General features: G+C 39.6%; 16 protein-coding genes. 5 read left to right on the top strand and 11 right to left on the bottom strand.

Features of this window, described 5'->3' with window-relative positions; translation table 11 throughout:
* Positions 1-2 precede the first annotated feature (2 nt).
* The 3 genes from Q0874_RS12850 to msrA all read right to left on the bottom strand — a co-directional run bounded on the left by Q0874_RS12850 (position 3) and on the right by msrA (position 3,514).
* Positions 3-1,331 (bottom strand): Gfo/Idh/MocA family oxidoreductase, encoded by a 1,329-nt coding sequence (locus Q0874_RS12850; protein WP_299163735.1) that lies wholly within the window; start codon positions 1,329-1,331, stop codon positions 3-5.
* A 3-nt stretch (positions 1,332-1,334) separates the two neighbouring features.
* Complete coding sequence (locus Q0874_RS12845; protein ID WP_299163734.1) at positions 1,335-2,723, bottom strand: DUF1080 domain-containing protein; 1,389 nt, start codon at positions 2,721-2,723, stop codon at positions 1,335-1,337.
* A 113-nt stretch (positions 2,724-2,836) separates the two neighbouring features.
* Positions 2,837-3,514 (bottom strand): peptide-methionine (S)-S-oxide reductase MsrA, encoded by a 678-nt coding sequence (gene msrA, locus Q0874_RS12840; RefSeq protein WP_299163733.1) that lies wholly within the window; start codon positions 3,512-3,514, stop codon positions 2,837-2,839.
* Positions 3,515-3,632: 118 nt separating this feature from the next.
* On the opposite strand from msrA, the gene Q0874_RS12835 reads away from it, so the two are divergent.
* Both Q0874_RS12835 and Q0874_RS12830 read left to right on the top strand, forming a co-directional pair.
* Positions 3,633-4,331, top strand: a complete 699-nt coding sequence (locus tag Q0874_RS12835) for a peptidoglycan DD-metalloendopeptidase family protein (protein ID WP_299163732.1) — start codon at positions 3,633-3,635, stop codon at positions 4,329-4,331.
* A gap of 168 nt (positions 4,332-4,499) precedes the next feature.
* The gene (locus Q0874_RS12830; RefSeq protein ID WP_299163731.1) at positions 4,500-4,718 is read left to right on the top strand and encodes a hypothetical protein; all 219 of its coding nucleotides are present in this window, start codon (positions 4,500-4,502) and stop codon (positions 4,716-4,718) included.
* A 29-nt stretch (positions 4,719-4,747) separates the two neighbouring features.
* On the opposite strand, the gene Q0874_RS12825 is transcribed toward Q0874_RS12830, so the two are convergent.
* Both Q0874_RS12825 and Q0874_RS12820 read right to left on the bottom strand, forming a co-directional pair.
* Complete coding sequence (locus Q0874_RS12825) at positions 4,748-5,122, bottom strand: tryptophan-rich sensory protein (RefSeq protein WP_299163730.1); 375 nt, start codon at positions 5,120-5,122, stop codon at positions 4,748-4,750.
* Between the two features lie 27 nt (positions 5,123-5,149).
* Entirely contained in the window at positions 5,150-5,842 is a 693-nt protein-coding gene (locus Q0874_RS12820) for an arylesterase (protein ID WP_299163728.1), read from the bottom strand.
* 74 nt (positions 5,843-5,916) lie between these two features.
* Between Q0874_RS12820 and Q0874_RS12815 the strand changes: the two genes are divergently transcribed.
* The 3 genes from Q0874_RS12815 (at position 5,917) to Q0874_RS12805 (ending at position 10,092) form a co-directional block, all read left to right on the top strand.
* Positions 5,917-6,606 (top strand): ABC transporter ATP-binding protein, encoded by a 690-nt coding sequence (locus Q0874_RS12815; RefSeq protein ID WP_299163727.1) that lies wholly within the window; start codon positions 5,917-5,919, stop codon positions 6,604-6,606.
* A 50-nt stretch (positions 6,607-6,656) separates the two neighbouring features.
* On the top strand, positions 6,657-9,158 hold the full coding sequence (locus Q0874_RS12810) for an FtsX-like permease family protein (RefSeq protein WP_299163982.1): 2,502 nt from the start codon (positions 6,657-6,659) through the stop codon (positions 9,156-9,158).
* 676 nt (positions 9,159-9,834) lie between these two features.
* Entirely contained in the window at positions 9,835-10,092 is a 258-nt protein-coding gene (locus Q0874_RS12805; protein WP_299163726.1) for a hypothetical protein, read from the top strand.
* A gap of 181 nt (positions 10,093-10,273) precedes the next feature.
* Here Q0874_RS12805 and Q0874_RS12800 read toward each other — a convergent pair whose 3' ends face one another.
* From Q0874_RS12800 to Q0874_RS12775, 6 genes are all read right to left on the bottom strand, one after another.
* Entirely contained in the window at positions 10,274-11,842 is a 1,569-nt protein-coding gene (locus Q0874_RS12800) for an amidohydrolase family protein (protein WP_299163725.1), read from the bottom strand.
* Between the two features lies 1 nt (position 11,843).
* Positions 11,844-14,369, bottom strand: a complete 2,526-nt coding sequence (locus Q0874_RS12795) for a M14 metallopeptidase family protein (RefSeq protein WP_299163724.1) — start codon at positions 14,367-14,369, stop codon at positions 11,844-11,846.
* 123 nt (positions 14,370-14,492) lie between these two features.
* The gene (locus Q0874_RS12790; RefSeq protein ID WP_299163723.1) at positions 14,493-15,713 is read right to left on the bottom strand and encodes a sensor histidine kinase; all 1,221 of its coding nucleotides are present in this window, start codon (positions 15,711-15,713) and stop codon (positions 14,493-14,495) included.
* Positions 15,714-15,876: 163 nt separating this feature from the next.
* The gene (locus Q0874_RS12785) at positions 15,877-17,271 is read right to left on the bottom strand and encodes a Gfo/Idh/MocA family oxidoreductase (RefSeq protein WP_299163722.1); all 1,395 of its coding nucleotides are present in this window, start codon (positions 17,269-17,271) and stop codon (positions 15,877-15,879) included.
* Between the two features lie 111 nt (positions 17,272-17,382).
* Positions 17,383-20,745, bottom strand: coding sequence for a preprotein translocase subunit SecA (secA, locus tag Q0874_RS12780; RefSeq protein WP_299163721.1), 3,363 nt, complete (start codon positions 20,743-20,745; stop codon positions 17,383-17,385).
* Positions 20,746-20,958: 213 nt separating this feature from the next.
* Positions 20,959-21,183: a DUF2795 domain-containing protein gene (locus tag Q0874_RS12775; RefSeq protein ID WP_013551418.1), complete on the bottom strand. Its 225-nt coding sequence runs from the start codon at positions 21,181-21,183 to the stop codon at positions 20,959-20,961.
* Between the last annotated feature and the right edge of the window lie 45 nt (positions 21,184-21,228).

Genomic DNA, 21,228 nt, shown 5'->3' with positions numbered 1-21,228 from the left:
ACCTATAATTTTGGTTCCCATCCATTTTCATATTCCCTTTTCCAGGCGGCCATTGCTTGCTTATTTTTTAAAATCTTACCTGTCTTAGTATCTACTTTAAGCGTTTCTCCCGCATCCTGAGCCATATTACCCAGATGACAAAGCATAGTAGTTATACTTGCATCTGCAATGGGAGAGTTTTGTTTTTCATCTAACCGAATGGCATTAAAGAAATTTGCAATATGCATCCCGTCCAGATCACCTGCGCCCATAGTATCTATTGTAGCGCTACCTCCTGTTTCAAATTCAAATTTGATGGGTCGGCCATCCAGGTCATATAATTTATAACTTTCCCGACTTAATTCTATAGTACCCTTACTACCATAAATGGTTGCGCCTCTTCCCGGTTGTTCCGGTTTCATTACCCCCCGGCTATGTCCGTTCCAGGTAATGAACTTATTATCACTGAACGTATAGGTCACCTGTTGGTTATCAGGAAACTGCCAATCGTCATTATAGGCATATTTGCCTCCAAAAGAAGTGACCGTTTCAGGGAGATCAACTCCCAATGCCCATCGGCAGATATCTATTTCGTGTGTGCCATTGTTGTGAATTTCACCTGTTCCCCAATTGCGGAACCAATGCCAATTATATGGATGAATATTGTCTTTATATGCTTTCCTCGGCGCTGGTCCCTGCCAGAGATCCCAATTTAAGGTTGATGGTACGGCTGTATCTACTCCATTTCCAATAGATGAGCGGCTATTGGAATAATAGGCTTCTCCCTTATAAACATTTCCAATAATACCATTTCTAATATCCCTTACGGCGGTAATAGAAGTCCTTGCAGAACGTTGCTGGTTACCCATCTGTACTTTCTTACCGTATTTTTTCTGTGCCTCAACCAACAAGTCATTCTCGTAAGGGTTATGACTGCAAGGTTTTTCAACATAAACATGCTTTCCTGCCTGTAAGGCCATTATGGCCATTGGGGCATGCCAGTGTTCAGGTGTTGCTATGAAAACAGCGTCAACATCTTTATCTTCCAGCATTCTTCTGAAATCTTTTTCCACTTTGGGAACGTAACCAATTTTTTTCTGGCACCATATATTATGTGCCTCAATTATAGTATCATCCACATCACAATTGTAAATGATCTTTACATTTGGGCTTTTTGAAATACCCATGGTCAGCGCTTTAGCACGACTTCGCACTCCAATAACGGCAACCTGCAATTGGTCATTGGCACCTAAAACTCCTGCATTAAGGGTTCCCGGCAGGGCGAAAGTGCCTAAGGTTATGGCAGCGCTTCCAACAGTGGTTTTTTTAATAAAATCTCGTCTTGTAGTCATGGTTTATTCGCTTAGGATTGGTCTTATTTTAATATTCTTAAATGAAACACGATCACCGTGGTCCTGAAGCAGTATATGGCCCTTGTCAGCTTCTCCAAAATTCGGCCAGATTTTATATTTACTCTCTGAAACCAATTTTTTATAAGTGTCGCTTTTTCGTTCGTATTCCAGCACTTTCATGCCATTTAGCCAATGTTCCACATGGTTGTCTTTGGAAAGGATACGGGCATGGTTCCATTCACCAATAGGATTCACTGGTTTATCAGGATCTACCTTTATGAGATCATACAAAGATGCCATGGTTCTGCTACCTTCGTGATTGCCCAACTTAGCATCAGGATGATTGTCATCATCCAGAATTTGATATTCCAAACCAATTGATGATCCGGGACCTTTGTTAAGGTCGGTATCCACAAAATATTTTATACCACTGTTGGCACCTTTTGTAAGTTTAAAATCCAATTGAAATTCAAAATTACCATAAAGGTCATCGGTGACAATATCGCCCCCAGCTGAAGATTCTTCCCCACCTGATGATAAGACTATAAGCTCACCATTTTCTATAACCCAGCCTTCAGCAGGAAAGTCATCAAGGCGTGCTCCCCGCCATCCGTTGGTCGTGCTGCCATCCCATAGGAGTTTCCAACCATTTTTTTCTTCGTCAATGGTGAGTTGGTTTTTAGTAATGATTGGTGTAAGTGTACTTTTCCTTGCATATTTAGCAAGGCTGTCTGTAAGGATTCTAATGTTTTTCCATTGAATTTCTGTACCTTCCTTTTGGTCCTTTCCAATGCTGTGCACCTGGAGACCAATAAAGCCGCTACTGGTTTTATCGTCTATCAGATAGGCTGCGGGCACATCGTTTATCCAGGTTTTAAGAGTATCTCCAATGGCTTCAATTCTATAATGATTCCAGTCATTTTGCTTGAATGCCTGTTGAGCCTTTGGATTATTATCCATGGTATTAAGCCAGCCCCTTCTGGCCTCGTCGTAGATTCCCGCACTCCATGCCCTGTCTGAAGGATCTATCTCTATCTGGTAACCATGAACACGCCCATTCCTGTAATGAGGGAAGCTATTGCTTCTGATTTGAATCCCGGAATTCATGGTAGAATCTACCTTATAGTCTAATTCCAGGATAAAATCGCCATACATCCTGTCTGTCGTTAAAAAGGTATTAGGGGTATCATGTACCGTACTGCCCACAATAATTTCATCTCTTACCGTATAATGCGCTTCACCTCCTTTAATAGTCCAGCCATTAAGGGTTTCTCCATCAAACAAAGGAGTCCAGGGTGTATTGTCCTTCACGGAATCTGAACATCCCATTGAAGTGAGTACTATTATAATTAATACTGTTTTGTAAAAATGGGTACTTTTTATGTGTTCCATTTGGAGATAGATTTGTATTTATCCCTTAAATATAGGCTGTAGAATGCACAAATAAAAAAAGCGACTTAAAAAAGTCGCTTTTTGTTTGATTGCCTAAGTTTTATAACATTGCCCTAATGCACTTCCTTTTTAAGGTAATCCGGGAAGTTCTTTTTAAATCGATTCAACCTCGGAATAGATACTTGCCTGACATAGGAATTATTGGGGTTTTTTCTTTCGTAATCCTGATGGTAATCTTCAGCATTATAAAATTTGGTAAAGGCAGTGACTTCTGTCACAATAGGGTCTTCATAATTGCCACTTTCTTCCAGTGCAACCATATAGGTCTCTATGATCTTTTTTTCTTCCGGATTCTTGTAGAAAGCAATAGATCGATATTGCGCTCCCCTGTCCGGGCCTTGCCGATTAAGGCTGGTTGGATCATGGGATCCAAAGAATACCTGGACCAGCTCTATATAGGATATTTCCGTTGGATCATAATATACTTCTACTGCTTCGGCATGGGAAGTCTTGCCATAGCTTACCTGTTCATAGGTCGGATTTTCTTCAGTTCCACCAGCGTAGCCTGAGATTACTTCCTTAACACCTTTTACACTCTCGAATATGGCTTCCACACACCAAAAACACCCGCTTGCAAAATAGGCAGTTTCATATTTTTGCAGATCTTGTTTGGAATATTTTTCCGCTAAAACTACTTCTTTGGCTGGCTCTATTTTATTCTTAATTTTGGATTCGCAACTTGTAGTGAACAAGGTTATGGCTAGTAAAATACCTGCTTTCAGAAATTTCATTTTTCGAATTTATTTCAAAAATCAATAAATCTTTCTGGAAATGAGGTTAAAGACCTGTTAATTAATGCCTTTGGGTATTTCAAAAGCTCCAGTTTCACAAACTTTAATACGAATTTCTATGACTTTGCTTGAAGAAGTACTTCTAAACCATTCTGAAGGGACAATAGCTATTTTGGACAGTGAGATTCCAAATGGTAACTATATTCCGCTAGATTTATCTGTATTCAATAGAGACCTGAACCCCCTGGATATTAGCAATCCGTCTGTTTGCCAGGCGTATATAGACAAAGTCCTGAAAAATGACTCCTTTTCCATAGCATTTGGCGGGTATTTGGAAAGGCGGAACCTATACAGCAAAAGCCCTGGCTTTGCTGTTAAGGGAGAAGAAGAACGCAATATTCATTTGGGAATAGATTTTTGGGCTAAAGCTGGCACTAGAGTAATAGCCCCTTTAGGAGGCGTTGTACACAGTTTCAAAAACAATGCCGTTTCCGGGGATTATGGCCCAACTATTATTTTGAGGCATGATTTGGATGGAATTCAATTTTATACGCTTTACGGGCATTTATCCATAGAATCACTTCAAGGGTTATATAAAAACAAGGAATTCAGGGCCGGAGAAGCATTGGCGACTCTGGGCGATACCCCAGTTAATGTGAATTATGCCCCCCACCTTCATTTTCAGATTATACAGGATTTAGGCTCTTTTGCAGGAGATTACCCCGGGGTTTGTGCTCAAAAGGACCTACAGGGGTATCAAAAAAATTGCCCGGACCCCAATTTATTGCTAAAAATCACACCACCTTATATCGGTTAAATACACAAAATATCGCTGAGGTGTTTAAGGGTGCTGATCCGTTTATCGACACTTTTTTGCACTTAATCCATGTTTTTGCCAGATACCGAAAAATAAGGGTTTTTCGACGAATTACAACCGGGATGAGATACACATTGGGCGTTTTATATATATAAAACGCCCCAAGTGATGAAAACGATTGTAACTTTAATTTTTGTTCTTTTTATCGGAGTAGCTGCTCAAGCTCAGGATTCTAAAGTTGATACCAAAGTAGAAACAATAGAAATGAGTATAGTTACTTCAACTACTAAAGAAAACACTGTTGCTCGTTTGTACAAAAACAAGAATAGCCGAGTAAAGAAAGCTTTGTCTTTTACTACAAAAAGAAACAAAGCTAAATTGGCTTAATTCTTAGCTTTCATTTTAATGCCTTTCATTTAAGCCATCAGATATTTTTCCAAAAGCATACATCCTACATAGAAGGAAGCGATAATGATCCAGACGATTTGTGGAGTCATCCATTTATATTCCTTAATTGGCAGTTGTTTGAGTTTTCGCATATAGACTACTGTTGCCCATAAGGTAATCAGATTGCCCAAAAAGGCAACTTCTAACTGGTTAAAGAGAAAGGTGTAGAGTGGATATAACCATACCAGGACCAGCAGGAAGATACCAAAGTGGAAGATTGGATGTTTCCTCCCTTCTGCTTCATATACTTTATAAAGAAACCAGAACATAATAATTGTAAGCAGAATCCAAACCGTGGCAGCAGCAGAATCTATCCAGGAAAGTGCATTGATGATATTATCCATAGTATCTAGGATTAAACGTTTTTATGGTTATTTGGTCAGTACCGGTTCCAATACTTCCCATACGTTATTAGCCACAATTTTTTGTCCTTCAACGGTAGGGTGAATGCCGTCTTCCTGGTTTAATTCAGGAATACCTGCAACATTATCCAGTAAAAAAGGTATAAGATAAGTTTCGTTCTGTTCAGCCAACTCAGGGAATATCCTTCTAAATTCCTTAGTATACTCCTGGCCCATGTTTGGCGGTATTTGCATCCCGGCAAGGATGATAACTGTATCCGGGTTTTTCTCCTTAACAGAATCCACAATGGCCTGCAAGTTTAACCGGGTCTCATTTAAAGGAATACCTCTCAAACCATCATTGGCGCCCAATTCCAGAATAAACACGTCGGCTTTTTGATTTAGCACCCAGTCAAGCCTGTTTCTTCCACTAGCTGTTGTTTCGCCGCTTAGTCCCGCGTTTACAACCGTGTAATTTAAATTAAGGGAATCAACAATTTGTTGAATTACTGCCGGAAAAGCCTCCTCTGTGTCAAGACCGTAGCCTGCTGTGAGGCTATCACCAAAGAACATAATAACTTTGTTATTTCCGGTTTGAACGACACTATTTTCCGTTTGCCCGGAGTTAACGGGAGAATTTTCTGAGGATTTTCCGGACTTTTCTCCACAAGCCAGCAATAGTAAAAACACTAAAAAATAACGAAATTTTAAGAAGGTCTGCATGTTTTAATGGTCTTAATGTCGAAATCATTTCCTTATTTTGCTGCGTCGTTGCAAACAAAATCTAATTTCTACCAATGTCAAAGATATTAAACGTTAACCAACTGGGGAAGACCTATTCCAGTGGTTCTAAAAAACTAACTGTTCTGGATGCTATTTCCTTTGAAATAGAGGAAGGGGATACCTTTGCCATTGTTGGTCCCTCGGGTAGTGGTAAGACTACTTTATTGGGGCTATGCGCAGGTTTAGATGATCCCGACTCTGGTTACATTGAACTTTGTGGCACTCGAATTAACGATTTAAGTGAAGATCAACGTGCCCTATTGCGCAATAGAGAAGTGGGATTCATTTTTCAGGATTTTCAGTTACTTCCCACGCTAACAGCTCTGGAGAACGTAAGTGTACCTTTAGAATTACAAGGGGCAAAGGAAGCCAGGAAGCAGGCGATGGAACTTTTACATAAAGTAGGATTGGCAGATAGGTCTCATCATTATCCCTCTCAGTTATCAGGTGGTGAGCAACAGAGAGTTGCTCTGGCAAGAGCTTTTAGTAATAGGCCTTCTATCCTTTTTGCCGATGAGCCTACCGGTAACCTTGATGAAGAAACAGGAGAAAAAGTAGTTAAACTGCTTTTTGAACTTAATAAAGAAGCAGGTACTACTTTGGTTATTGTAACACACGACCTGGACCTTGCAAAACGTACGCAGCATATTCTAAGGCTCAAAGGAGGAAAGATAGTTGCTAATGAAAGTACAGTAATCTCGTGAAAAACCAACAGAAAGCTTCATCTTTGGCAGGCACAGGCTGGCTTTTTAAAATGGCATGGCGCGATGGAAAGGCTAGTGGAGGCCGACTTACTTTGTTTATGGCCTCTATCATCCTTGGTATTACGGCACTTGTTTCAATCCAATCATTCAGTGATAATCTTAAAGAAAATATTCGCCTGCAGTCCAAATCACTTATGGGAGCGGATTTTATAATTGATTCAAGACAACTACCGAATGAAAGAGTGCAGGAAATTATAGATTCATTAGGAGGAGCAAAGGGTATGGAAGTGAATTTTGCATCCATGGCAGCATTTCCAAAGAATGAAAGCAGTAAACTGGTTCGTGTAAGGGGGCTTGAAGGTGATTTTCCACTTTACGGGGAAATAGAGACAGAACCCGCAGATGCGGCAACTTCGTATATTTCTAATGAAGGTGCCCTGTTAGATGCCACAGTGATGCTGCAGTTTGAATTAGAAGTCGGAGATATAATCAAAATAGGCAATGCTAGTTTACCAATTACAGGTACACTTATATCTGCACCCGGTAATAGCGCATTTGCCAGTTCTGTGGCACCCCCGGTTATTATTCCATTTGGCATTATTGAACGAACGGGGCTACTGCAGGTGGGTAGTCGTCTGGACTATAACTATTATTTTAAGGCCCCACCGGAGATGGACCTCGATGCTCTTGACAAAGAACTCGACCCCATTTTGGATGCTGAGAATGCAGATCTGGATACGCATACATCAGGGAGCAGACAACTGGGTAGTTCCTATGGAAATGTTGGAAAATTCCTTAACCTGGTTGCATTTATTGCTCTTTTATTGGGCTGTGTAGGTATCGCAAGTTCTGTACAAATCTATATAAAGGAAAAATTGAGGTCGGTGGCTGTACTTAAATGTATGGGTGCCAGTCGAAAGCAGACATTCCTTATTTATTTGATTCAAATAGCAGGTATGGGCCTTCTGGGGGGTGTTATTGGAACGATTGGAGGTATATTGCTGCAACAAACATTTCCAAGTCTGCTGCAGGACTTTTTACCTTTTGAAGTGCAATTGTCATTGGCGCCTCAGCCCATTATAATGGGTTTATTACTGGGAGTCTTTATGTCAGTGCTGTTTGCACTATTGCCACTTATGAGTACCTGGTACGTCTCTCCTTTACAGGTACTGCGTATTCAAGAAACACAAGAGGAGCGTCCCCGAAAAGCCAGGGCCCTCGTATTTATAGGAATATTAATCTTTATTTTCCTGTTTTCCCTTTGGCTTTTAGAAAACTTGCGTTATGCCATTGGTTTTGTGATCAGTATTGCGGTAACCTTCTCCATATTGGCTGGTGTTGCCACTCTGTTTATGAGGGGAATAAAAAAGTTCTTTCCTGCCAAATGGAGTTTTACCTCAAGACAAAGCCTGTTAAACCTTTTTCGGCCAAATAATCAAACTATGGTATTACTAGTAGCTATAGGGGTAGGGGCTTTTCTAATTAGTACGCTCTATTTTACCAAAGATATGCTGTTGGCAATGGCACAGCTTGATAACAACAGTGATAGTCCTAACATAATTCTGTTGGACGTACAAAGCGAGCAAAAAGAAGACGTAGCAAATAGCATAACCCCTAAAGGCCTTCCGTTATTAGATAATATTCCAATAGTTACGATGCGTATGCATACTATAAAAGGACGGGCTGCTAATGATCTTCGACAAGACACAACCCTGACAATGAATAAATGGGTTTTGAACCACGAATTTCGGGTTACCTACCGTGATTCCATGATTTCTTCGGAGACCCTTACTGAAGGTGAATGGGTACCGGAAACCCCTAAAGAAGGTCTTATCCCTATTTCCATTGCTGATAATATTGCCAGAGATGCTGAAGTGGTGGTTGGAGATACGATTGTTTTCAATGTCCAGGGTGTTTTGATGGAAACCGTTGTGGGAAATATTCGCGCCGTGGACTGGGCACGAATGCAACCTAATTTTAACCTGGTCTTTCCTAAAGGAGTTTTGGAAAATGCCCCGCAGTTTCACGTTATAACAACTAATGCACCCAATGCGGAGGCTTCAGCCAACCTCCAACGAGAATTAGTTCAAAAATTTCCTAATATCTCGGTGCTTGATTTGCGGCAAATTGTAACACTCATAGAGAATGTTCTGGATAAGATTGCTTGGGTAATTAATTTTATGGCCTTTTTTAGTATCCTTACTGGTATTATTGTATTAATAGGAGCTGTACGTACCAGTAAATATCAGCGTATAAAGGAAAGCGTTCTTTTACGGACCCTGGGTGCAAAAAGCAAACAAATTCTAAAAATCACAGCCCTTGAATATTTTTATTTGGGTGTTTTGGGTAGTGGTATAGGCATATTACTTTCACTGATAAGCAGCCAGTTACTGGCTACATTTGTTTTTAAAGCGCCGTTTGTACCTTCTTTAGTACCCTTTTTAGTACTGTTGCCCGGAGTTACATTACTCGTTCTCTTAATTGGTCTTAGTAACAGCAGGAGTGTATTAAACAGTCCGCCTTTAGTAGTGCTACGCAAGGAAGGTCGGTAGATTTACGAGTACTTTACCCCAATGCTGTGAATGTGGAAAATCTCTTTTGATCATATTTCCACTTACATTTTAATACAGTCTAGATTTCTCAATCGTTCCTTTGCAACTCATGTCGAAATGACCCGGTTGGGTTATAAAAAACGGATGTAAGCCAGATCTGTCATTTCGAACCGAACAAAGTGAGCGTGAGAAATCTCAATTTACCTTTTTTCAATCACACTTACATGCAGTATAGATTTCTCAATCGTTCCTTTGCAACTCATGTCGAAATTACCCGGTTGGGTTATAAAAAGCGGATGTAAGCCAGATCTGTCATTTAAAATCGAACTTAGTGAGTGTGAGAAATCTCGTTTTTTCAAATATTAACTTCAATTGGATATATTGAAGTCCGTTACCAAATAAATCTTCAAGAAGTAACAATTTCTTACATTATTATATTTCCTTTTCCGCGTTTTTTTTCATATTTCTCTCAATAATACCCATATAATCCCTTTACAATACCGGCTAAAAAACCTAAAATTCCGATAAAGGGTTTTTTGCTTCAATTCTTTTCATCCGAAATTTTTATCGCTTTATCGCAAAATTTTCCAGCTACCGAAAAATAAGGTGCTTTCAGCGATTTATACCCTAAGGGTACCACTTTCTGTAGTTATTTTATTAGACCCAATCTAATAGCATGAAAGCATTTTTAACCTTAGTACTTATACTTTTATTCGGAGCTGTTGCTCTGGCCCAAAAAACTACAGACTATGGTAAAGTTGAAACATTTCAAATGGATATTGTTCTGGATGCTAGCCTTCCTGTTTCTTACAATAGTGGGCAAATTGAGGCAACAAAAGAAGACGCTGTTGCGCGCTTATACAAATTCAAGAATACACGAGTAAAGAAAGCTCTGGCTTTTACTACTAAAAAAAATAAACCCAAATTAGCCTAATCCCCAAACCCCAAACCTAATGGTACTATTTATTCTATTATTACCTGTTGCACTTCTAATGAGTTATTTGATTGTTTTTCCTAAAACAAAAGGAGTTTTAAGACCTATTAAAGTCCCAACAGGCCGAAGATAAGTCCTCCCTTTGTACTTAAAATAAAGCAAGAGTCGATTAAACTGATTATTATTCCTGAATTCCAGGTTGTTTAATTTGATAATTCAAACGCTTTTTTTCTGCATCCACCATTTGCTTTACTTCCCGGAGTAGTGCTTTGGCATCGTAGATTATACCATCCTTTATGGTGTATTTTACCCCACCAACACGCACAACTTCATTATCTTCAGTAAGTTTTATGGCGCCAGTGCCATATAGTACTTTCAGGTTTTCTAATGGATTTTCAGATACAATAACAAAGTCGGCAAGTTTACCAACAGTTACTGTACCTATTTGATCATCCATTCCTAAGGCTTCTGCTCCGTTTAAGGTTGCTGAGCGAATAATCTCTAAAGGATGAAACCCGGCTTCCCGCAGCAATTCCATTTCACGTATATAGGCAAAACCATAGAGCTGAAAGATGAAGCCCGAATCTGAGCCTGTGGTTACCCGGCCACCTCTGTTCTTATACTCATTTATAAAGGTCATCCAGAGTTTGTAATTCTCCTTCCAGGCTACCTCCTGTTCGGTACCCCAGTAATGCCAATAAGAACCATGACTTATTTTGCTGGGCTGGTAGAAATCCCATAATGAAGGCAAGGTATAGTCTTCGTGCCATTCAGCCCTTCGTGCCCTTTGAAGGTCTCTGCTGGCTTCATAAATATTAAAGGTTGGATCCAGGGTAAAATCTAATGAGATAAGTTCGTCCATAACTTTATTCCAATGTTCAGAATATGGTTTTGCTGCCTGTTGCCATAGTTTACCGGCCTCCTCAAAGCGGTCCTGTTCATTATTGTAATTGTAATCCAGTGGATAATCCTGCACCGTACGGTCTTCAAAAAGTGCTTCCGGTAGTCCATACCAGTGCTCCATACTAGTCAGACCAGCCCTGGCGGAATGGAGTACATTCCATCTGGCAACATTAAGCTGAGCATGATGACAAGCTGAGCGCAAGCCTAATTTTTTGTTTTCATCTAAAGCTGCTGTCATAATTTCCGGAGGTGCCCCAAATAACTTAATGCCATCAGCTCCTTTTTTGGCGTTATTCCGAACCCATTCCCGTGCCATTTCCGGAGTGCTTATAGTGGCATCACTACCTTGTCCAAATCCTGTATAGGCTAAAATACGGGGTGCTACAATTTCATTTTTAGCACTTTTTCTTTTTAAATCCAAAGTAAAATCCACCCCCCGACCGCTCGGTTCACGCACCGTAGTAATTCCATGAGCCATCCAGAGTTTAAAAACATAGTCCGGTTCTGCGCCCTGGGCTTTTCCTCCAATATGGCCATGCATATCTACAAAGCCCGGAAGTAAATACATGCCTTCGCAGTTTAATTCTTTGCCTCCTCCTTTAAGCTGTGGTCGGTCTGAATCTTTTATTGCTACTCCCGGATAGCCTACAACCTTTATACTTTTAATACGATTGTTAACCACTTCTATATCTACGGGCCCCATTGGCGGTGCCCCATTACCATTAATAAGGGTAACTCCCCTGATGATAAGTTGAGAAAATGGCCCATCGCCCTCGTTACTCTGTGCAAGTATTGAAAGATTGCAACATAAGATGAGAATTAAGAAGGAATTTATTTTTTTGTTCATACTAGTCGTTTTGTTTAGGTACCTCAATCTTATCTCCCAAAAATAAGGCGTTAAGGAATAATCTGTTGGTGCCATACCATGAGCCCCGGAAATTTGGATTATCCGCGAACATTACTACTCTTCCGCTGCCTAAGGGACTTACAATAAGTGAAGCCGAAGTTTTTAAGAATTCTTCGCTGTTCTTTCTACTTATGTAACCGTCTATCAGCGCATTCCTGGAGTATTTAGCTACGGTAGAATACTCATTTTTACTCGGTGAAAGCCATACAGTATTGTTTTTATATACCGGAATGTCTGTATCTCTGTAGCCAAATGCCAGCGGATGGGTAACATCCAGATCGGCTTTAAGTATAATTCCTCCAAGGCCTTCTCTACCCAGGTTTTCATCGGCATCAACGTATGGCTCTCGCAATACTGCCTTGGTAGAATCTACCTCGGATTTAGTAAGTTTCTCTTTAACAAGTTTTTTATCAATAGCCCATTTAGAGGCTGTTCCAATTGTAATAAGTGTATTCCCCTTCTTAACCCAGTCTGAAAGTTTGGTCTGTTGCTTCTCTGTAAGACTATACTTGCCCGAAACCATAACCAATGTATTGTATTCGTCTAGCTTTGCCTCATCGTAGTTCCTGATAGGGATTTTTGTAATTGGCATGTGTACCCTGGTATCTAATAAATGCCAAACCTCTCCGGCTTCATAAGAGCGGGTTCCATCTCCTATAAGCATTGCGGCTTTGGGTTTTGTTAATGGGCGAATATGCCTGCTTCCCAGATCAATTCCCTGGCTGTTGTAACCCGTGGCTATCCCATAGATAGGGACCTGGTATTTTTCCTGTGCCTCAAGCACCCATTTATATACTTCATCAGCATCTTTCTTTTGAAGGCTTATGGGTAGAATTAAGGCTCCATAATTAAAAGACTTGCTGGTATTATCGATCGTTGTGGTAAATGGTTTAAAGGCAGAAGAGAGTACCAACTTCTTAGTTTGAAGAAAATTTAAAACTGCAGGTGCGTTGTAATCATCCCAATCTATAATATATGCATAAGAGGATTTTTGAACTGGTTGGACGTTTACAAGATCATCTGTAGAAGTTATTTTATCTCCCCGACTTAGCTTCTTTACTCCCCTGTAGTTTATATTATAGAAATTTGCCACAGACCAGGCAGACGCATCATAAAAAACGCTGTCACGGTATTTTTTATAAGTTTCAAACATCGTTTGCACCATCCTGTACTGGGGCTGGGATGTGGGCACTACATAGGAATCATTACCGTATTTGTATACATCTATTTTATGGATTAATAGCTTGTCAATAAATGCCTTTATCCGGTTTTTGTCATAGCGATCTCCAAAGCTGTATCCTTGAACCCCTTTTATTGCCGAATTCATCATCGCCGTTTTAAAGAATTCTTTTTGATATGAACGCAGATAATCTTTGTTCTCAACTGCAGCCTTCACAGTAGTGATACTCGATGTGTACTGATTGCGAATGGTGAAGGGAAATGTGATTTCACCAAAGGCCGTTTTCTGCTTATGCCCCCTGGAACTGGCCTGTTCAAATAACAGCCCAAGGCCACCCTGAATATCAGGATAGGAAGAACCGTAACCCGGATAGGTACCGTCAAAAGCCTCTTTGGTAAAATAAAATGAGCCAATGCTGTCTAAGGCCTTGGCAAAATAGTTTCCAAACAAATTATTAAGATCCTCATAGTTCTTTTTAGGCATAATAGGGTTAAGAGAACCGTTTGCTTTCATTGGTTCAAAGAAATAAGTGCTTTGAGAACCCATTTCATGAAAGTCGGTAACTACATTGGGGTACCATTCATGATACCACTTAAGCTTACCACGACTTTCAGGGTTTATTGCCAGAAGCCAGTCCCTGTTGAGGTCGAACCAATAGTGATTGGTACGCCCACCAGGCCAGTATTCATTGTGCTCTGCATCCTGGGGGTCTGCCACAAGTGGATTGCCCTGATAGCTGTTTACCCATTGTGTATGCCTGTCCCGACCATCAGGGTTGATGGTAGGATCTATAAAGATTACTGCGTTTGTTATGTAATTAAGTATCACGGGATTCTCAGAAGCTACAAATGTATAAGCGCTTAAAAGCGCTGCTTCGGAACTGGATGGCTCATTCCCATGTACGTTATAACCCAAATTAATAAAAATTGGAAGAGATGCGTCCGGGGAAGAGGATTTGCTGGGATCTGTAAAGGCAAGGTGCCTTTCCTTTATAGATTCCAAATTAGACAAATTATCGGGGGTAGTAATCGTTAAGATTACGAGTTTACGACCTTCATGTGTTTTGCCGTATTCATGGATAGATGCTCTGTCTGAAAGCTCTGCGAGCTTTTGTAAATAAGCTACAATAAGATCATGCCTGGTATGACGTTCTCCAATTCCATAACCTAAAAACTCTTCAGGAGAAGGAATATTACTATTAAAAGGCTGGTATTTTTTAAGAAAGTAATCCTGACTGAATGTGAGGCAACTACAAAGTAAAAAACATACTAGTAAAATATTCTTCATAAGGGCAATTTTTGAATTAGTCGGCTAAATATAGGTATAAATTGCCTTAAGAAGAAAAGTCTTTTTACATGGGGAATTTATGTGTCAGGAATATAAAATAGCCGCCTTTAATAAGGGTTTCCCTTAAGCCACCGATTGATGAAAGTCGCTCTGACCTATTTCTTTAAAATTAACAATATAGTTGGTGCCTTTTTTGGAAAAGTCTCTGATTATCGATCCTTTTAGCTGACGGGCAAGGTTATGAATTAGCTTTAAGCCCAGAGAACGGGTATTTTTAAAATTCACTTCCTCTGAAAAACCAACACCATTATCTCCAATATTTAGAATGTAGTCCTTATCAGCCATTTTCTTTAGCTCAATATGTATTTCTCCCTGGTCATCCCCTTTTATTCCATATTTAAGGGCATTTGTTAGTGCTTCGTTGATGAGGAGGCCAAGAGGTATAGCCGTATCTATACCCAATTCTATTTGAGGAATATTAATGTTTACCTTAACGTTACTATCGGCACCCTTTACAGATTTCACAAGATATTCACTTAATTCTTCAACATAGGATTTATAATTTATTTTAGACAGATCGTCGCGCATGTAAAGCATTTCATGTACCATAGCCATAGAGATGACTCTGTTCTGACTACTTTTAATAAGATTTTTTACTTTTTCATCCTTTATCCCCCTGGACTGAAGGCTTAGCAGGCTGGAAACCGTTTGCAGATTATTTTTAACCCTGTGGTGCACTTCTTTGAGCAGGGTGTCCTTTTCATGTATCCGTTCTTCAACTTCCATCTTGGTTTTATAGAGGTTGTGGTGTGCTTTTAAGAGGTTTTTACCCAGCACTCCACCCAGGAGGTAAACGGAGAACAATATGCTTAAAAAGCTAAAAAGGTTTTGACTCTCAACGGGAACAACATTTTGGGTTAAAGAAAAATCGGAAATTCCCTGAACAAAAATTAAAGCAATAATCAGAACAGTGAGGTACAAATAGATTTTCCCATAATTGCGCGTTGTCGCATATCCCGCAAACACAACAATTGCCAGCACAAAAATAAACGGACTGTTTATGCCACCTGTTAACATAGTGATGGCCGTAGCTGAAGCTAAGCCAAGTATAGAAAGGATGTTATAGGTAAGCGTTAGGTTTTTGTGAGATGCATAGGCCAGGTTATTAATTACACTCAACGCACCAAAGGCCAGAAATATATGGGGAACAATTTCATAAATATCCAGGAAAAAAAGACAAACCAGACCAAATATTATAGAGGAAATAGAAGCAAAATAGCTTACCCTAAGGGTCAGACGTATTTTATCCTGTATTCTGTGCTGATGTTTGGTTTCTTTTTCCATAGTCTTAAGTTATATTCATTGATGCAGCTATGCTTCATACGGAAAATCGCAACCGTAGCTGGGAGGCGAATTCCCTCAATGCTGTAAAGCTATATATGTTTTATCATATATTCAACAGCTAATCTGACAAAAAGTAACTTTGTTATCTACAATACTAAATATGTTAATCTCGTACCTCCTTAGGCTGTAAATTGGTCAGATCTCCAATGTTAACAGCTGTACCGGTTTCAATACTTTTTCTTGCCGCAATCCCAATAAGTACAGACATTGCGCCATCTCTGCTTCCTGCGGTCCTGCCAAAAGGATCAATAGAATCAGCACTTCTAAACAATTTATCTTGTAAGCGTTTGTCACCTCCACCATGACCGCTTTTTTCCATTTCTACCATAACAGTTTCAAAATCCTTCCACAATTTGTGCACTATTATGGGTTCATTATTCTCAGTTTCCTCATTGCTCTGCTCCATTTCCTTGTCGTGCATTTCGGCCTGGTCTATGTTCATCTCTTTATAATAAGGGATGTCCATCCATGCTTCGAGCCTTCCTCCTGTACCGTTAAAGGCGACCCGCCAACCTTCCAATGGAGAATAAGTGGTTAGCGAATAATTTAATTGCACGTTATTTTGATATTTTACCTGCGCAGACATCTTATCATAAATGTTTATTTCATTTCTAAAAAGGCAATTGTCTCGGATATACCCATCGTATTTCTCATGTTTTGTATACAAATTAGTCAAAAATTGATTTTTAGAAATGTCCCAATAGAAGTCACAATTAGATTGATGATTGCAATTTCTACAGTTCTCCCCTCTGAAAGGGCCATTTTTCCCATAAAATTCCAAATCACCGAATGCAAATACTTCGGATGGCTCAGAATTGATCCACCAGTTAAGAAGGTCGAAATGATGCGTGGCCTTGTGAACCCATAAGGACCCGCTGCTTTCCATTTGTCCGTGCCATCGTCTAAAATAACTGGCACCGTGGTAAGTGTTCAGATACCAATGAAAGTCAACTGAAGTTAGTTTGCCAATGGTGTTATCTGCCAATAACTGTTTTATTTTGGTGTTATATGGGCTCCATCGGTAGTTAAAACCTACTATCAGATTTTTGCCTGATTTTTTTTCTGCATCCAGGATGGCCTGACATTTATTTTCATCTGTAGTTAATGGTTTTTCAGTAAGTACATCGCATCCCATTTCCATTGCTTTGATAATAAATTCATGGTGAGTTGCATCTTTTGTGGTCACGATAACAAGATCTGGTTTAGAATCTTGGATCATTTTCTCAAAATTTGTAAAAGTTGGGCAATTTGCTCCGGTATATTCTTTTCCAAAGGAGAGTCTCCCCGGATTTATATCGCACAAGCCCACAAATTCCAGTATATCCGAATATTCATCGACAAGACGTTTTCCCCAAAAAGTGATTCCACGAATACCTGTTCCAACAAGGGCAATTTTTAATTTTACATTTATTCCAAAATCAAACTGTGTAATTGGCATTGCGGAAGAGGCAGCTAACATGCTAATGGAGGTCAGGAATTTACGTCTGGAAGATTTCATATCAAAATAATAATAATAATAATTAGGTGTCAATACCTAAAGATATAGCATTTTGAACAAAAAAAAAGCGTCCATATACGGACGCCATTTTTAATAATATCGGTTAATTTGTCAATCTTGGATCAATACCCATTCTCCGCGGTCTATAAGAGGCTCTGCCTGTTTGAATTTGACAGTCTTGCTTTCGCCGGACATTACATTTTTAATTGTGACTTTTTCATTCCTGCCAATTTTAGGTTTTTCCCTCACAATGGTTTCCGTTATTGGAGCCCTGCCACCTTGGTTCTGACCTACTGCTCTGTTCCGGGCTGCCAGTTCATCATTATTAGGAATTTCCTCCTTAGTAGTCTGTAGCTTCTCTTTAGGTCTTCGTACATTCCTGGCTTCCTGAATCTCATTAGTGTCAGCAGAGGGTAATTCCCCTTTGAACAAGAAGGAAACTACTTCTTTGTTCACCTTGTCTATCATGCTTTTAAAAAGTTCAAAAGCTTCAAATTTATAAATTAACAAAGGATCTTTCTGCTCGTGAACAGCCAATTGGACAGACTGCTTCAACTCGTCCATTTTCCTAAGGTGAGTTTTCCATGCGTCATCAATTATGGCAAGAGTTATATTCTTTTCAAAGTCTGTTACCAATTCTTTACCATTCGACTCATAGGCATTTTTAAGATTGGTGACCACATTAAGCGATTTAATACCATCAGTAAAAGGAACTACAATACGTTCAAATTTATTACTGCTATCCTCGTATACCTTTTTGATAACAGGGAAAGCCGTAGCGGCACTTCGCTCCATTTTGCTCTGGTAATAATCATAAGCCGCAGCATAGGTTGTATTTGCGATCTCCTGAAAACTCTGTTTGGCGAATTCCTCTTCTGTAACTGGAGAGGTAATGGAAAAATACTTGATGAGTTCAAATTCGAAATTCTTAAAATCGCTGGCGGCCTTGTTGGTTTCGGCAATTACTTCACATGTATCATAAACCATGTTTGCAATATCTACCTTAAGTCGCTCACCCTGCAGTGCATGCCTTCTTCTTTTATAAACTACTTCGCGTTGTGCATTCATTACGTCATCATACTCCAAGAGTCGTTTACGAATACCAAAATTATTCTCTTCAACTTTTTTCTGTGCACGTTCAATGGATTTGGTCATCATAGAATGCTGGATTACTTCTCCTTCTTCAAGACCCATTCTATCCATCATTTTTGCAACCCTGTCTGAACCAAATAGCCGCATTAGATTATCTTCCAAAGAGACGTAAAATTGTGAACTTCCAGGATCTCCCTGACGGCCTGCACGACCTCTCAACTGCCTGTCTACCCTTCTTGAGTCGTGTCTTTCCGTACCTACAATCGCCAAGCCCCCTGCTTTTTTAACTTCTTCAGATAATTTTATATCCGTTCCACGTCCTGCCATGTTTGTTGCAATGGTTACTACACCCGCATAGCCTGCTTCTGCCACAATATCGGCTTCTTTTTTATGCAGTTTCGCATTTAAAACATTGTGTGGAATTTTTCGTATACCCAGCATTCGGGATAATAATTCGGATATTTCCACAGAGGTGGTACCAATTAGTACCGGTCTTTTTTGTTCCGAAAGTTTGGTAACTTCGTCAATAATGGCGTTGTATTTTTCTCTTTTGGTCTTATAGATAAGATCGTTTCTGTCATCTCTGACTATAGGCCTGTTTGTAGGGATCTCCATAACATCCAATTTATAGATCTCCCAGAATTCCCCTGCTTCCGTTACTGCGGTACCTGTCATACCTGAAAGCTTTTTATACATTCTGAAATAATTCTGCAAAGTAACCGTAGCAAAAGTCTGAGTCATTGCCTCGATTTTTACATTCTCTTTCGCTTCAATGGCCTGATGTAATCCGTCTGAATATCTTCGCCCATCCATTATACGGCCTGTCTGCTCGTCTACAATCATCACCTTATTATCGATAACCACATACTCCACGTCTTTTTCGAAGAGTGTATATGCCTTTAATAGCTGGCTCATGGTATGGATACGTTCGCTTTTTATTGCAAAATCTTTGAATAATGCCTCTTTTTCTGATGCTTCCTGTTCGATTTCCAGGTTTTGATTTTCAATTTTTGCAATTTCACTTCCAATATCAGGCATCACAAAAAAGTCTTTTTGATGATCTCCCGAAATATATTCAATACCCTTGTCAGTTAGTTCAATCTGATTGTTCTTTTCATCGATAACAAATAATAATTCCGAATCTACCTGAGGCATTTCCCGATTGTTATCCTGCATATAAAAATTCTCTGTTTTTTGAAGCAGTTGTTTTATGCCTTCTTCACTCAGAAATTTAATAAGTGCTTTATTCTTAGGCAAGCCTCTGTGGACCCTCAGCAATAGAAAACCCCCTTCTTTGGTATTTCCAGCGGAGATTTCTTTTTTGGCCTCTGCCAGAACTCCCGTAAGGTACTGACGTTGTTTCTGAACAATGTCTGACACTTTAGGCTTCAATTCATTGAATTCATGACGATCTCCTTCCGGCACAGGCCCGGAGATGATTAAAGGCGTACGGGCATCATCAACAAGTACAGAATCAACTTCATCCACAATGGCATAGTGGTGCGGTCGTTGTACCAGGTCGCCGGGTGTATGGGCCATGTTATCCCTAAGATAATCGAATCCAAATTCGTTGTTGGTTCCATAGGTAATATCTGCGTTGTAAGCTGCCCTTCTTCCTTCAGAATTAGGCTGATGCTTGTCTATACAGTCCACGGAAAGCCCATGAAATTCAAATATTGGTGCCATCCACGCACTATCCCTTTTAGCCAGATAATCATTTACCGTAACCAAATGGGCTCCTTTTCCTGCGAGGGCGTTCAGGTACATTGGCAAGGTAGCAACAAGTGTTTTACCCTCACCAGTCTGCATTTCTGCAATTTTACCCTGATGCAAAGCAATCCCGCCGATTAACTGTACGTCATAGTGTACCATATCCCATGTCACTTCCTTTCCTGCGGCATCCCAGGAGTTTTGCCATACGGCATTATCACCCTCCAGGTTTACATAATCTTTGGATCCAGATAACAATCTGTCAAATTCTGTAGCTTCAACAGTGATGGTTTCATTATTCACAAATCGTTTTGCGGTTTCTTTAACTACGGCAAAGGCTTCAGGAAGAATCTCGTTTAAGGTGATCTCAGTAATCTTATAGACCTCGTCTTCAAGTTTATCAATTTCTGCATATATTTCCTCATTTCTGTCAATATCGAGAGAGGCTTTTACTTCTTCTTTCAATATGTCAATCTGCTTCTGAAGTTCTTCGGATGCCTTTGTTATTGTTAGTTTGAAGTCCTGTGTTTTTTGCCTAAGTGCATTATGGTCCAAGGTTTCTATCGCTGCTTCAAAGGATTTGATCTCCTTTAAAAGGGGTTGTAGTTCCTTAACATCTTTCTTAGCCTTGTCACCTACAAATGCCTTGATAACTGAATTTAAAATACTCATATATTATTTATGTTTTGATAGCAAGCTCTTAAGAACTTAAAGCACAATTGAATAAGTCTTAAAATTGAGCAAGATGCTACAGAATTGCAATATCCTTTTTGAAGCAAAAGGCATTCCAGATTTTATATTTCTCCTAAAACTTCGTAAAGCCTGTCAAAATTACATAAAAAAAAAGCCTCAAATGAGACTTTTAATAGGTTTTAGGAAACTTCTTTAATATTCATCCTCATTCCAGAGGTAATCTTCTTCTGTGGGGTAATCCGGCCATATTTCTTCTATTGATTCGTAAATCTCACCGCCTTCTTCCTCCATAGATTGTAAATTCTCTACTACTTCTAAAGGGGCGCCTGTTCTAATGGCATAATCTATTAATTCATCTTTGGTGGCTGGCCACGGTGCATCGCTTAGATAAGATGCTAGTTCTAATGTCCAATACATGGCTTAATTCTAATTTTATAATTTTTGCAAAAGTAATTTTTAAAC

The sequence above is a fragment of the uncultured Eudoraea sp. genome, from assembly GCF_947490415.1.
Taxonomy (GTDB): Bacteria; Bacteroidota; Bacteroidia; order Flavobacteriales; family Flavobacteriaceae; genus Eudoraea.
Note: the sequence above shows the minus strand (reverse complement) of the source record. Positions and strands in the feature narration are given on the sequence as shown.